The 15,016-nt window shown below is 53.6% G+C and carries 11 protein-coding genes; 9 read left to right on the forward strand and 2 right to left on the reverse strand.

The features are described 5' to 3' along the window. The first annotated feature begins 208 nt into the window (after nucleotides 1-208). From ABD892_RS23195 to ABD892_RS23235, 9 genes are all read left to right on the forward strand, one after another. Entirely contained in the window at nucleotides 209-1,816 is a 1,608-nt protein-coding gene (locus tag ABD892_RS23195; protein WP_345198615.1) for a methyl-accepting chemotaxis protein, read from the forward strand. A 190-nt stretch (nucleotides 1,817-2,006) separates the two neighbouring features. Next, nucleotides 2,007-4,055 carry a methyl-accepting chemotaxis protein gene (locus tag ABD892_RS23200; protein ID WP_345198616.1) on the forward strand — a complete coding sequence of 683 codons (2,049 nt, stop codon included), beginning with the start codon at nucleotides 2,007-2,009 and terminating at the stop codon, nucleotides 4,053-4,055. Nucleotides 4,056-4,132: 77 nt separating this feature from the next. Further along, complete coding sequence (locus tag ABD892_RS23205) at nucleotides 4,133-4,618, forward strand: chemotaxis protein CheW (RefSeq protein ID WP_345198618.1); 486 nt, start codon at nucleotides 4,133-4,135, stop codon at nucleotides 4,616-4,618. After that, nucleotides 4,608-5,978: a CheR family methyltransferase gene (locus tag ABD892_RS23210; RefSeq protein ID WP_345198619.1), complete on the forward strand. Its 1,371-nt coding sequence runs from the start codon at nucleotides 4,608-4,610 to the stop codon at nucleotides 5,976-5,978. The genes ABD892_RS23205 and ABD892_RS23210 overlap by 11 nt, the downstream gene beginning before the upstream one ends. Nucleotides 5,979-6,031: 53 nt before the next feature. After that, the gene (locus tag ABD892_RS23215; RefSeq protein WP_345198621.1) at nucleotides 6,032-6,769 is read left to right on the forward strand and encodes a chemotaxis protein CheW; all 738 of its coding nucleotides are present in this window, start codon (nucleotides 6,032-6,034) and stop codon (nucleotides 6,767-6,769) included. A gap of 13 nt (nucleotides 6,770-6,782) precedes the next feature. Next, nucleotides 6,783-9,746: a hybrid sensor histidine kinase/response regulator gene (locus ABD892_RS23220; protein ID WP_345198622.1), complete on the forward strand. Its 2,964-nt coding sequence runs from the start codon at nucleotides 6,783-6,785 to the stop codon at nucleotides 9,744-9,746. Next, nucleotides 9,743-10,795, forward strand: coding sequence for a chemotaxis-specific protein-glutamate methyltransferase CheB (cheB, locus tag ABD892_RS23225; protein WP_345198623.1), 1,053 nt, complete (start codon nucleotides 9,743-9,745; stop codon nucleotides 10,793-10,795). Before ABD892_RS23220 ends, cheB begins: the two co-directional genes overlap by 4 nt. After that, nucleotides 10,792-11,835 (forward strand): diguanylate cyclase, encoded by a 1,044-nt coding sequence (locus tag ABD892_RS23230; protein WP_345198625.1) that lies wholly within the window; start codon nucleotides 10,792-10,794, stop codon nucleotides 11,833-11,835. The genes cheB and ABD892_RS23230 overlap by 4 nt, the downstream gene beginning before the upstream one ends. Nucleotides 11,836-11,849: 14 nt before the next feature. After that, the gene (locus ABD892_RS23235; protein ID WP_345198626.1) at nucleotides 11,850-12,401 is read left to right on the forward strand and encodes a response regulator; all 552 of its coding nucleotides are present in this window, start codon (nucleotides 11,850-11,852) and stop codon (nucleotides 12,399-12,401) included. 33 nt (nucleotides 12,402-12,434) lie between these two features. Here ABD892_RS23235 and ABD892_RS23240 read toward each other — a convergent pair whose 3' ends face one another. Then, nucleotides 12,435-13,592, reverse strand: a complete 1,158-nt coding sequence (locus ABD892_RS23240) for a lysophospholipid acyltransferase family protein (protein WP_345198627.1) — start codon at nucleotides 13,590-13,592, stop codon at nucleotides 12,435-12,437. A 15-nt stretch (nucleotides 13,593-13,607) separates the two neighbouring features. Then, complete coding sequence (gene plsB / locus ABD892_RS23245; RefSeq protein ID WP_345198629.1) at nucleotides 13,608-14,900, reverse strand: glycerol-3-phosphate 1-O-acyltransferase PlsB; 1,293 nt, start codon at nucleotides 14,898-14,900, stop codon at nucleotides 13,608-13,610. Nucleotides 14,901-15,016: the final 116 nt, after the last annotated feature.

Below are 15,016 nucleotides of genomic sequence, written 5' to 3' on the forward strand. Positions count from 1 at the left end.
TTTATAGACAGTCAATGCCATTTAATTAACGACTGATTCATTTAAGGCATTGAAAGCGATTTGATTCTTTGTTCTTTTATTTTCTGTCAGCCGTATGATGGGAATTTACGATACAGAATCGGCTAGGCTTTTATGTAGTTGCGGTAGAGATGTTTCCGGTTCGGGAATGCGATCTGCAGGATAATCGCTCGAGTGGAAGGGAATCTGTATGTTTAATCTGTTTATGAATAATGTGAAGCTCAAGTTACAGCTTTCCATTATTATGGGACTGGTGTTTATTATCACACTGGGAAGCCTTGGTGGTACAGGTATCTGGCTCTTCCAAAAGACCCAGCAATTAAATAATGCAGATCTTTTGCTGGAAAAATCCGAGGTGGATTTTGCCATGCAAATGGATGAATGGAAAAACATCCTGCTGCGTGGCCATGATGATGCAGCCTTTGAGCGTTACCTGAAGCGTTTCCATGAGATGGAAACCTTGACGGTCAAGCATTTCAATCAGGTCAGGGAAATCCTGGCAGGGCTTGACGTCGATACCGCGGGTATTGATTTACTGATTGAGCACCATGACACGCTGGTACTGCACCACCAGGAATCACTGGCAGCCTTCGATCGTCATGATCCACTCGCATTCAGGGCCATTGATGCAAGAACTGCCGGTGAGGAAGAGGCGCTTCTGCATGAGCTTGAAGCGCTGATCAAAGAGATTGAAGTGATGGTTGATGCTGAAACCGCCATCATGCTCAAAATGCTGCTGGTTGTGTGTCTCTGTGTGGTTGGGTTGGTGATTCTTGTGATCATGGCCTATGCCAGGTCTCTGACAGCACGGCTCGACAAGGTCGTGGAGGCCACGGACGAAATATCCCGAGGCAACCTGTCAGCCCGGCTTGCGCTTCCGGGGGAGAATGAAATCGCCCTGTTGGGGCAGTCATTTGACAACATGGCCAACAGTATTTCCGGCCTGGTCAATAATGTGCAGCAATCCGGTGTGCAGTTGTCCAGCTCCGCTGTCAGCATCAGTGCCACCACCAAGGAACAGGCGGCCTCGGCCAAGGAGCAGGAGGCCACGACCCATGAGATCATGGCAACGTCACAGCATATCTCGCAAACGGCCCGTGACCTGGTCAATAACATGGACGAAGTGGCGCGTGCGGTGGATGAAACCTCTGACCTGGCAGGGCAGGGGCATGATTCACTGACCCGTATGAGCGGTACGGTTGAACAGATGGTGCAGGCGTCCCAGAATATTTCCGACAAACTGACCGTCCTGAATGAAAAAGCCAACAATATCAATGCCGTAGTGACGACGATTAACAAGATTGCCGACCAGACCAATCTTTTGTCGGTCAATGCGGCGATTGAGGCAGACAAAGCCGGCGAATTTGGTGTGGGGTTCAGTACGGTCGCCACCGAAATCAGGCGTCTCGCCGATCAGACCGCCGTTGCAACCTACGATATTGAGGAAATGGTCAAGGAGATGCAGGCTGCCGTGTCAGCGGGGGTCATGGGCATGGAAAAATTCTCGGATGAAATCCGCCATGGTGTGGATGATACCCGCCAGGTCAGCGGCCAGCTGAGCCTGATTGTTGAAAAGGTACAGACACTCGCACCGCACTTTGAATCCGTCCATAAAGGCATGCGCTCCCAGTCGGATGGTGCGGAACAGATTCAGGAAGCGCTCTCCCAGTTGGGGGAAACGATCCGCAACCTCAATGATTCCATGCGGATGTCGAACAGTGTGGTGGATGAGTTGAACCAGGAATCGGACCGTTTACAGCAATCCGTCTCTGTTTTCCGGTTCGATGATGGACATTGATTGATATTGTCATGTGCCTGAATACAAAACAGCGACGTTATAATTCGCTTGCGCCCATGCCTAAAACAAGGAACTGTTCTGGAGTGATATGATGCGTGTGTGGAACTCCCTGAATTTTAAAAAGAAATTATTAATCATCTTTATCGTTACCGGGTTGCTTCCTGTCTTGTCCATCGGTTTCGTGAATTTAATGATGAAATCTGATGCATTGAAAAATCACACATTCAAACACCTTGAAGCGGTACGCACCATTAAGGCCAATCAAATCCAAAGCCTTTTACAGAAGAAACGTGATGAGATTGAAACACTGGCAGATGAAATGGGACTCCAGATTGAAAGTGAAGGCTTAAAAGCCGCCCGTCGTCATTTTGAAGAATTCGGAACACGTGTTTTTTCACGCTATATCGAGCGCAATGACTACTATGACCTTTTTCTGTTGGATTTAACGGGTTATTGCTTTTTCAGTGTTGAACATGAAAGTGATTACCAGACCAACCTGCTGACTGGAAAATATAAGGGCAGTGGTCTCGGTGAGGCGGTCCGGGCAGTGGTTGATACGGATGCCTTTTACATGAGTGACTTTTCTCCCTACGGTCCCAGTGGAGGTGCACCGGCAGCGTTTATTGCCATACCCGTCAAGGCCAAGGGCAAGACGGTTATGATTCTCGCGCTTCAATTGTCCCTGAATGGCATTAACAAGGTCATGAAAGAGCGTACGGGAATGGGGAAAACGGGGGAAACCTATCTGGTTGGTCCGGATCAGCTGATGCGGTCTGATTCTTATCGTGATCCTGTGAGTCATACGGTACTGGCATCATTTGCCAATCCGAACCTTGGCAAGGTCGATACAGAAGCTTCCCGTGCCGCGATTGCTGGCCAGAGGGGTTCGATGATCACGGTTGACCATAACGGAACTCCTGTGCTGTCTGCCTATGAACCCGTCAAGGTCGCTGAGAATATCTCCTGGGCGATACTGGCTGATATCGATGTGGCTGAAGCGTTTTTACCCATACGGCATGCGCAATATACCATGCTGGCGATCAGTCTTGTCACACTGGCACTGATCATTGGCCTGGCACTTTATCTGGCAGGCATTATTGCCACACCGATCAGGGCTATGGCAAATGTCATGGTCAATGTGCAGGAAAGCGGCGATTTGTCTCAGCGTCTCCCTGTGGCCAGTATGGATGAGACCGGGCAAGCCTGTAACGCATTCAACCGAATGCTGGAAGTTCAGCAGGCGGCCCTTGCTGAGGTCCAAGATGTGATGGCATCTGTTTCATCCGGTGATTTCTCCGAGCGGGTCACATTGGCAGTCAATGGTGATTTTGCCACCCTCAAGGATGGCACCAACCAGATGGCCGATAGTCTGGCGGGTATCGTGGAGAACGTCCAGCAATCCTGTGTTCAGCTGTCCAGTTCCGCCGTCAATATCAGTGCGACCACCAAGGAGCAGGCGGCGTCGGCCAAAGAGCAGGAAGCTACCACCAATGAAATTATGGCGACGTCCCAGCATATCTCGCAAACGGCGCGGGAGCTGGTCAGCAACATGGATGAAGTGGCCAGAGCTGTCGATGACACCTCAGAACTGGCTGCGCATGGGCATGAAGGGTTGACCCGGATGCGCGGAACGGTGGAGCAGATGGTGTTGGCTTCCCAGAATATTTCCGACAAGTTGACGGTTCTCAATGAGAAAGCCGGCAACATCAATGCCGTGGTAACCACGATCAACAAAATTGCTGATCAGACCAATCTGTTATCGGTCAATGCGGCTATCGAGGCCGATAAGGCCGGGGAATACGGGGTTGGGTTCAGTACGGTGGCCACTGAAATACGCCGTCTGGCGGACCAGACCGCCGTGGCCACCTATGATATTGAAGAAATGGTCAAGGAAATGCAGGCTGCGGTGTCGGCCGGTGTCATGGGCATGGAGAAGTTTTCGGATGAAATCCGCCATGGTGTTGAGGATACCCGGCAGGTAGGTGATCAATTAAGCCAGATTGTTGGAAAGGTCCAGGCACTGGCGCCCCATTTCGAGTCGGTACACCAGGGGATGCGTTCCCAGTCCGATGGGGCTGAACAGATTCAGGAAGCCCTGTCCCAGCTGGGTGAGACCATCCGCAACCTGAATGATTCCATGCGGATGTCCAACAGCGTGGTGGAAAAACTTAACGAAGAATCAGAGCGGCTGCAACAGTCAGTGTCGGCTTTTCAGGTCGATGACAATACGCAGCGCTGATCTGGCATTGGCCAGGGAGATTTGACGCAGAGCGGTCAAGTTAGGAATTAATCATTAGTCAAGGAATGACGCAGTCAATGATTTACTTACGCTTTGAAATTGCCGGGCAGGTCTATGCCCTTGCCAGTGAGGCCATCGTTGAGGTAATTCCCTGTATCCCGGTCAATGGTATGGCGCATACGTCACCGGCTGTTGCCGGCACGCTCAACTACCGTGGCGGACTGATTCCCGTGATTGATCTGGCCATGCTTTTTAATGAACAGCCCAGCGCCCGGTATACCAGTACCCGTATCATCATTGTTAATTACCGCGACATTGCCGGTGAGACGCTCCATCTGGCGCTGATTGCCGAACAGGCGACGGAAACCATGAAGCTGAATGATGACGCTTTTAATCCCCAGGTGATTAATAACGGGCATATTCCCTATTCTGGCGCCGCTACGCTGGAGACCGGCCAATTGCTTTATCGCCTGGAGGTTCACGACATCTTGCCGCCGGATTTGCAGGGCCAGCTCTATCCGCAGCACCACCTGGATGAGGAGTCTGTGCATCATGTCAATTAGCGCACTGACAGGCCTGTTGCGGCAACATATTGGGCTTGATCCCGAGTCCATTGGCCAGGAAGCTATTGAGCAGAGTATCAAGCGCCGGATGAGTGCGGCCGGATTGGACAATCCTGACCTTTATTTCATGAAGGTGACGGAAGACCCTGTGGAGCTGACCGCGTTGGTGGATGAGATCACGGTCGGTGAAACCTGGTTTTTCCGGGAATTCAGGGCGTTTTCCGTGTTGCAGGAAAAGGCGCTGAGCAGCCGGAGCCGGCTCAATGGACTCACACAGTTCCGCGTAGCCAGTATGCCATGCAGTAGTGGCGAGGAAGCGTACTCCATTGCCATGGCGCTGTTTGATATCGGATTTCAGGAAAACCAGTTTGTTGTTGATGGCTATGACATCAACACGGACGCCATGCGCAAGGCCCGGAAGGCTGAATATGGCCGGGTCTCCTTCCGTGGCACCATGCCTGATTTCTCCAAGCCTTATTTTAAGAAGCACGGTGATGGCTTCAGCCTGAAACCGATGGTGAAGCAATGTGTCAGTTTTCACCAGGCCAACCTGCTGGAGCTGGCCAATAATGCTGAACCGCGCCTGTATGATGTGATTTTCTGCCGCAACTTCCTGATTTACCTGGATGCGCCCAGTCGCAAACGGATGGCGGATGTCCTTCGCCGCAGTCTGGCAGAGGATGGCATTTTGATGGTGGGGCATTGTGAAGCCCCCAGTATTGCGCAACTGGGTTTCCATACACTGGCCCGGGATAAACGCTTTGCTTTCAGTAAGGCTTCAAGGGATGCCTTGGCTGTCAATGTGATGCCTCCCTTAACCAGGCCTCTGGCAACACCGGACACCCAAAAACAGCCTGTGAAACCATCCCTTCCCACTGGGAAGCCAGCATTGCGCTCTGGAGCAGAATCACCCAAAGCCTCCATTCTTTCACCCGCGAAAACAAAGCCGCCAACACTGGCGTTTACGAGACAATCCGATGAATTTGTACGTCCAGCGGTGAAGACGGCAGCCGTCCGGGGAGCGCTGCCAGGTCAGTCGTCAACGGCTGGCGAAAGCCTGGAGGATCAGCTGGATGCCATTGAAATGCTGGCAGACAGCGGCAAGCTTGATAAGGCCAAGGAAGCCTGTCGGCAACTGATGCGCCAGCATCCAGAAAACATTGAAGCCCAGTTCCTGATGGGAGTGATCAGCGAAGCGGCCGGTGAGTGGGCATCGGCTTTCCAGTATTTTCGTAAAGTGCTTTATCTCCACCCCGAACATCACGAAGCACTGCTCCACGGCGCCATGGTGTGTGAGCGGCAGGGGGAAATGACCAAGGCGGAAAATCTCAGGACTCGGTTAAGCCGTTTGATCGGTTAGGGCAGTTTGACAGAGGACATTACAGGGCAGGTGTGCTGTAAAAGGAGTTAGGTATGGCGGAAGAAGAGTCATCTCCGGAAATCATCCAGACCGATGCGGATGCACGGGAATCCATTGATGCCTGCTGGCAGCGAATCGGCGTCTGGGCGACCAATGGCGCCACCTGCCCGGCATTAAAGGACGTCATTCACTGCCGTAATTGTCCAACCTATGTGCAGGCGGGGCGGCATTGCCTGGCCGGACAGCCTCTGGCTGATGACCAGGAAATGCAGCAATACAGTGAATTGTACCGCAAAGCCAAGGTCCAGACGGATGCGGGGTTGCGCAAGGTGACCCTGTTCCGCCTGGGGGATGAGTGGTTTGCACTGGATACCGCCATGGTCGGCAGTATTCTGAAACCGCAGCCCTGTTGCTGGGTACCACACAGGAGCAGCAAGGGGATCAAGGGGATCGCCAATATTGATGGGGATGCGCTGGTTGTGGTTTCCCTGGCCAAGCTACTGGGTATTGCTGCCAGCCAGCCACAGGCTACTGAGAGCAGCCAGGGTGTAGTCAACAAGGCTTATCCCAGAATGGTGACACTGGGCAAATCAGACAAGCCGCTCGTTGTTGAGGTGGATGAGGTCTGGGGGCAGTCGAGATACAGTGCTGACAAAGTCATGCCGTTACCATCCACGGTGAGCAAGGCGGTGCAGAAATACAGCATCGGATTGCTGGAACTGGATGGCGCACTGGTGGGTTTGCTGGATGCAAGCCTGCTGCTGTATGGCCTGGAACAAGCCATGAAATAATGGACAAAGTGTTATGACAGAAAAGGACGCCAAGAAACAGGGCAAGTCAACGAAAGACAATCCGGCGATGGCTGCTCGCAAGCTGTTTCAGACAGAAGTGGAGAATCAGACCGGTAAGGTTCAGGAGCTCTTGAAACTGAAATCCACTGCCGGGGTTGAACGGGTTGACCTGACGGAGATGGCAGCGTCTGTCCGAACGGTTCGTGGTGGCGCCAAGCTGGCCAAGGTCACCAATGCCATGGGCTTGCTGGACGCGATGCTGCAGTGGTGCGAATTCTATTGTGAAAACTGGTGTCAGGATGTCTCAGAGGCACGCCAAGAGCAGCAGGCATCCATCAGAAAGCAGCTGTCTACCCTGTCAAAGGCTTGTAATTGCCTGCGTGCCATAGCGAAGGAGGCTGTCAGTAAGGAGAAGATCAGTGTTGATCTGATTCGTGAAGCCTCGGAGCTCAGTTCCCAGTTAGCGGCAACACCGGCAGCAGTGAGCAAAGCATCGGAAACCGGTGATTCTGAAGCCGTAAAGTCTTCTGGTGACGCGTCGGTGAAGAAAAAAGAACAGCAGAAAGCAACTGATCAGGATACAAGTCAGGTTGAACCATCACCCGTAGAGCCAGCGCCTTCACCCGCTCCGGAAGCGCCGGTTGCAGAGCAGCAGCCTGAACCGGTACCGGAACCCGCAAAGGAGGTCACACCGGCCATTTTGAAAATGCGCTCTTTCTTCTGGAAAGAGCTGGAAGAGCGTGTCGAGGTATTGACCCGACACCTGCTGGAACTGGAACAGGGGCTGAGCTCCCCGCAGAGGCTGGAAACCATGATGCGTATGGCGCATACCATCAAGGGGGGAGCCCGTCTGGCGGATATCGATCCGGTCATGCAGCTGGCGCATACACTCGAAGATATCTTTGTCAGTGCCCAGAAACAGCAGATTACCATCAACAGCAATCATACCGACTTGCTGCTGAAAGGTGTCGACAGCATTGTGCAGTTGTCAGAGCAGGCGACACAGCAAAGTGGTATTGATCAGGCGGCCATGACCCAGTACCAGTCACTCAATAAAGAGCTGGGCAAAGTCCTGACGGATCCCGAGAGTTTCAAGGCCAAAGAGGGTGAGCACCAGACGGAACCTGCCGTGGTTGCTGAGGCCAGTGAATCCGCGGATGTTGCCGATGCGGATGGCGAGGAAGCGGTTGCCGAGCGCGTCATCCGTGTGAATGCTGAGAAGCTGAACAAGGTCATTGGTCTGGCCGGCGAGCTGTCCGTTGAATCCCGGCAGCTGAAAAAATTCTGGCAGGAAAATATCAAACTCAGACGCAACGCCCGCACCATGAACCAGGTGGTAGAAAAGTGTGTGGCATTGATGAAAAGCTACCAGATTGATGAAAGTGACCGGCACTACCTGATGGAGCTGATGCGGGAATCACTGGCGATCGAAGAGGCAGTCAATCATAACTGCGAGGTGCTGGAGGAGTATGAGCGCAAGACCACCGGGCTGACGGATAAACTGGTGCGCGAGACCCTGGGGCACCGGATGCGCCCTTTCAAGGAGGGCACACAGGGGTTGTTACGGTTGGCGCGAACCGTATCGCAAAAGCTGGGAAAGAAAGCCCGCCTAGACATTCGTGGGGAAAACACCCAGGTTGACCGGGATATCCTGGAGCGGCTCAATGTGCCGTTGACGCACCTGATTCAAAATGCCCTTGACCATGGGTTGGAACCCACCGACGTACGTCTGGCCAACGGCAAGCCCGAAGAAGGCCATATTGTTGTTGAGGCAAGTCATAAGGCGGGTCTTCTGGTGGTGACGGTCAAGGATGACGGGGGCGGGGTAAACCGTGAGAAGTTAAGGGCCTCCATCCTTAAGAAGAATATGGCGACCGAGGATATGGTTGCCAATATGTCTGATACCGAATTGTATGAATTCCTGCTGTTACCGAATTTTTCCCTCAAAGACAAGGTCACTACTGTCTCCGGCCGCGGTGTTGGCATGGATCTGATTCATGAGATGGTGCAGGAACTGCGTGGGCGTATCGTGATTCACTCGGAAGAAGGTAAGGGTTGCTGTTTTGAACTGCTCCTGCCGCTGACGCTGTCCATGCTGCGTTGTGTGGTGGTGGAAGTCTCGGGCTTTTATTACGCACTGCCGGTTGGCCCGCTCAACAAGGTGCTGACCTTCACCTCTGACGCAGTGAACATCCTTGAGAACCGCCAGTATCTTCGTGACAGCAGTGGTGTTCAGCTCGGACTGGTGAATGCCCATCAGTTACTGGAATTACCGGAAAAACAGCAGCCGAGTGGTCGACAGGAAGCCATTGTACTGGGGCGCGGGTCGCATCAGTACGCCATGACCGTCGATTCCGTGATTGGTGAGACCACCCTGGTTGAGCGCCCCCTTGACACCCGCATGGGTAAAATCAAGGACATCAGTTCAGCGGCATTCCTCGATGATGGAACGCCAATATTGATTCTGGATGCCGATGACCTGGTGATTTCCATTGAGCGCCTGGTAGCGGGTGGCCGGGTGGATCGATGTGACAGTGGTACCACAGAGGATGAACGGGCGGCTTCGGCCAAACGGGTGCTTGTGGTTGATGATTCTATGACCGTTCGAGAGCTTGAACGGAGTCTGCTCGAAGACAATGGCTACCGGGTGGATATTGCCGTTGATGGCGCCGATGGCTGGAATGCTGTACGGATGAATGAATATGACCTGGTGATTTCCGATATCGATATGCCACGAATGGATGGCTTTGAGTTTATCTCATATATTCGCAGTGAACATCATCTCCAGCATCTGCCCGTCATTATCATTTCCTACAAGGATCGGGAGTCTGATCGGAAACGGGGTATGGACGTCGGCGCCGATCACTATCTCACCAAGGGTAGCTTCATGGATGAAACGTTTATCCGTACTGTCAAGGACCTGATTGGTGATGCGCAGCCGGATGAAACCAACAGCGGGGATATCATGAGCTCATGAAAATAGGGATTGTCGAGCCTGATTTAGTGCAGCGAGAGAAGCTGGCCCGTTTGGTGCGAGATAAACTGGGCTGGCAGGTGCTTTGGGAGGTCAGTAATGGTCCTGCGGCCATTCGCCGTTGCCTGCACCAGAAGCCGGAGTTGATACTGATGGCGCTTAAGCTGCCTGGTGGTGAGGATGGCGTGGCAGTGACTCGCAGCATCATGAAAGACAATCCCTGCGCCATTGTCATCATTACCAATAAAGAACACAAAAGTGCCGGCATCTTCAAAGCCTTGTCTGCTGGTGCGTTGGATGCCGTGGAAATGCCGTCTGATCACGCAGATGGCATTGCCCATTTTCTCGGTAAGATGCAGTCCGTCAGAACCCTGGTTCAGGATAACGGGGCAGGTGAAGCAGGCGCCAGAAAATCCACTATGCCTCTCCAAACGCAGGCCGTCCAGGGTGCGGAGATGTTGATTGCGATTGGCTGTTCAACAGGCGGTCCAGGTGCAGTTGCTTTGCTGCTGGCTGAGTTGCCTGCCGATTTGCCGGCAGCGGTCGTGATCGTTCAGCATGTAGACGAGGAATATGCCACAGGTATGGCGGAATGGCTGGATTCCCAAATCCCGATGTCTACCCGGATCATTCAGGGGGGCGAAAAACCTGAAATGGGCACGGTATTGCTGGCAAAAACCAATGATCACTTAGTCATGGATCCAACCGGGCGACTGGCCTATACCCGTGAGCCGGTTGAAAACCCCTACCGGCCCTCCGTCGACGAGTTTTTCTGCAGTGCCGGCCAGTACTGGCGGGACAAAATGATGGCCGTTTTATTGACGGGGATGGGGCGTGATGGTGGTAGGGGACTACTGGCCCTCAGGCGGCTGGGTTATCACACATTTGCACAAAATGAAGCCAGTTGTGCGGTATATGGCATGCCGCAGGATGCAATTCAGCGTGGTGCTGCCGATGACATTATGACACCGCAGGACATTGGACAACGGCTACGGGACATGATTGCTTTGCCCCGCAATGGAGGAGTCAGGCAGGGAGGGAGACGCCTGTGACAACCGATGACAAGTCAGCCAGCAAGATGGTTGATACACAGGATCACTGCCTGGTGCTGCTGATTGATGATGATCCGATGGTGGCTGAAGCGCTGCGCCTGATGGTCGAGGGGGAGGATGATCTGCGCATGCATTACTGCTCCGATGCCAGCACGGCGCTCGATGTGGCTGAGCAGCTTAAACCGACGGTTATCCTCCTCGACATGGTCATGCCGGATATTGATGGCCTGACGCTGCTGCGCTATCTCCGGGTCAGTGAAGCGACGAAGTCGGTGCCGGTTGTGGCGCTATCGATGAAAGATGACGCCAAGCTGAAAGCGGATATTTTCAGTGCTGGCGGCAATGACTACCTGATCAAGCTGCCGGAATCCATCGAGTTGCTGGCGAGAATCCGTTATCACTCACAATGTTATATCCGGTTGTTACAGCGGGATGAGGCGTTTCGGGCCCTGGATATCAGCCAGCGCAAACTGGCGGCCAGTAATATCAAGCTCCAGCAGCTGGCCAGCATGGATGGCCTGACCGGTATTCCGAATCGTCGTACCTTTCAGGAAACCATCGATACCGAATGGGAGCGGGCGACCCGCGATGCCGATCCCCTGTCCCTGATCATGATGGATATCGATTTCTTTAAGAAGTGCAATGACCATTATGGCCATCAGCATGGTGACGAAGTATTGCGCCGGGTGGCCAAGGCTTTGTCCGGCTGTCTGAAGCGTCCGGCTGATATGGTCGCCCGTTATGGCGGGGAAGAATTTGCGGTGCTGCTTCCCAGCACCGATCTGGAGGGGGCTGCCAACGTTGGTGAACAGCTCCGCAGTGCAGTGGAAGGGCTGAAGCTGGAGAATGCCAAGTCAGAGGTGTGCGACTGGGTCACCATCAGTCTCGGTGTTGCCAGCTGTATTCCCATGCCAGGCGAAATTGAAACGGAACAGCTGATAAAACGGGCGGATGAAGCCCTGTATGAAGCCAAGGAGCACGGTCGGAACCGTGTCATCAAGGCGTCTGAATCGGTTGAAGGGAACAGTGCATCGTCATGATGTCGGGGGCGAACATGAGTAGTCGCAGTTATCGCTATCGGGTGCTTTTGGTCGATGAGAATCCCAAACCGGTTGAGACGTTGCGTAACCTGCTGTCATCCCGGGGATATGGGTGTGAGGTTGCACTGACGTGGCGGGATGCATTGGCACAGGTTAAACGGCAGGTGTTTGACCTGGTGGTGTGTGGTTACCGTCTTAAGGACAAGAATGGTGTCATGTTGATTCAGGAAATGCAGGGAATAAAGCCGGGGTTGGCCGGACTGGTGCTCAGCAACTTCAGTGATATGAAAGCGGTGGCGCACGATACCGATCAATCGGACGCCATACACTTTATGACGCGTCCTTTTCAGGACGATAAGCTACTCAAGACCGCTGATGATGTAATTAGAGCCTCCAGAAAGCAGAAAACAGCGAAGACGGAAAGATCAGCGAGTGACTATATCCTGGATCATAAGGTTTATAGCCACAGTGCGATCAGTGACCTTGAGCGTGTTTATCCCGGTATTACTCAGGGTGTCTGGGATGAGGCCATTGACAAGGTTAAGTGGCGGCGTTACAGACGTTAATCTCTCGGCCGCCACTGGCACGAACGCAGCCGATCAACTACCTGCGTGGGTTACCTGAAGAATACTGTGACGGATCTCGCTGGGTAGTACTCGACGGGCATCACGTGCGACGACCGCAATCTCCTCACCAAACTCCAGCTTGTTATCCGCATTAATGCGAACAACAGAATTTTTCTGCAATTCCTCGATAAAATGCCGGAACAGCGTTTTATCAAAGAATTCCGGTGCATTGAGACCGTGAATGATCGACAGGCGTTGAGCCATATCCCGACTCTGGCCTTCCAGGGATTCTGCATCGACTTCGCCGGAACCATTGCGCAGCATCAGGCTGATCACGACATAGAAACGCTCCAGGGCCTGCTGGATCGGGCGCGACAGGATGGTCAGCGTAATGAATCCGGTGCTGCCGGATTCCGGACGTCGCAAGAGCGTGCCGTCAACTGTCAGCAAGCCGGCTTCCGCCATAGCGGACAACCAGTGTTTAACAATATCGTCCAGCGCTTCAACATCCCACTGAAGGAACAGCTCGGATTTCAGGTAGGGATACAGAATCCGGCAGAAATTGATGACTTCCTGTTGCTCAATGGCGTGGCTGTTGGCAAACATCCGGCTGATCAGCGAGGGAATGGCAAACAGGTGCAGGATATTGTTGCGGTAATAAGTCATCAGGACCGCATTACGATCGTCCATCCGGATGATATCGCCCAGGCTGTCGGTCTGGCGGTATACCATTTTCATGGCTTCGACATACCGGATCATATCCTGGCCGGACATGCTGGTGGGTTGGGTGGTGTGGCTGTTGTAGGGAACCTTGGCGAGCAATTCCTGACAGGCTTCCAGCTGAATGACCAGCTCTTCTTCACCCAGCGCGTGACGGGGTGAGCTCAGCAGTACCATGGCCACCAGGTTGACCGGGTTGATGGCTGCAGCACTGTTGATTCGGCTGGCAATCAGTGTGCCTAGCTGGTTGGTTGTTTCCCACAGCCAGGCAGGGCGGGGGTTATCACCGTATTCCTGCTCGTGCCAGGCGGGTTGCGTCTGGTTGAGGAACTGATCCAGCAGAATGGGTTCACCAAAGTTGACATAAGCATGACCGAAACTGTTTTTCAGACCAGCGACGGTACGGATAATGTCCAGTGGTGATTCTTTTTTCTTCGTTTTGCCATGAAGCTCACCCAGGTAGGTGTTCACTTCCAGCAGCTTCTCTTAGCCGATATAGACCGGGATAAAGGCGATCGGCTTGCGGCTGTCACGCAGGAAGCTGCGCAGGGTAATCGACAGCATGCCGGTCTTGGGTCGCAGTGTGCGCCCAGTCCGGGAGCGGCCGCCCTCGACAAAGTATTCTGTTGGAAAACCCCGTGTGAATAGGGTGTGCAGGTATTCATGGAATACAGCGGTATAGAGCGGGTTGTCCTTGAAGCTGCGACGCATAAAGAACGCACCGGAACGACGCAACAGGGAGCCGACCAACGGCATGTTCAGGTTTATGCCCGCAGCAATATGCGGTGGCTGCAGACCTTTGTGATACAGCACATAGGACAACAGCAGGTAGTCGATGTGGCTGCGGTGGCAGGGGACATAAATCAGTTCATGGCTGCCCGCAAGGTCACGAACGGGTTCGATGTGATTAACGTCCACACCGTTGTAGATCTTGTTCCAGAACCAGGTCAGCAGGATGTCCAGGAACCGGATGGCGGAATAGCTGAAATCGGAGACAATCTCGCGGGCATAATCCCGGGCCTTGGCTTCGGCTTTTTCAAGGGGAATGTTGCGGGTTTCCGCCTGCTCGGTGATGGCTTTGCGGACGCTATCGGAGCCAATGATACTGTTGACGAGGGTGCGTCGATGGGACAGGTCAGGCCCCAGTACGGAGGCTCGTGTCTGCCGGAAATGGACACGGAGAATACGACCAATCTTGCGAAGCGTCCGGTTGTGGTCCTGCCCTTCATCCACAATTTCTCGCAGTGACAACGCCGGGCTGAAGTTCACCAGTGTCTGGCGGCCATGCATCAGGATCGCCAGGAATTTACGGAACCGGCTGCCAACGTTGTAGTTCCAGGCAAACAGCAGTTTCAGCGGGGAGTCTTCCTTATCCGGTGCCCGGCCCCAGAACACGCTGACCGGCACAATCTGTACCTCCTGATTCTGGTTGGCTTCAACCGCGTTAACCAGTCGCACCAGCCGGTCAGAGTGGTACATGCGCTCACGTGTCAGAAACAGGCCTTCCGGACGGGCAAGGAAAAAATAGGCGTGCTTTTCACTGATCGCCTGGCCTGTCAGCGGTGCATAAGGGCGGGGCAGGCCGGCTTTCTGGCATTCGCGGTCCAGTACCAGCAGATCAGACAATGAACGGCTTTGCAGTACATAGATGACAGGTTTTTCAGCGTCGAGCCCGAGCGCGTCAGTGGTGTTGTTCTGTACCCGGGTCCTGACCCAGAAAAACATAAGCCGCCGCAGCAGGTTGAACAGGAAGCGGCTGAGTTGGATCGGTTTATCCATAAAAGTCTGCAGATTCGGTGACATGGTGATGAAACTGGCTGTATAGCTCCGAAAACCCGGTTCCATGCCTGCACTCACAGAGGGCAGGCTCAAGGGGCGCTATTCTACCATCGGGC

The organism is Kistimonas scapharcae, from assembly GCF_039540975.1.
GTDB lineage: Bacteria > Pseudomonadota > Gammaproteobacteria > Pseudomonadales > Endozoicomonadaceae > Kistimonas > Kistimonas scapharcae.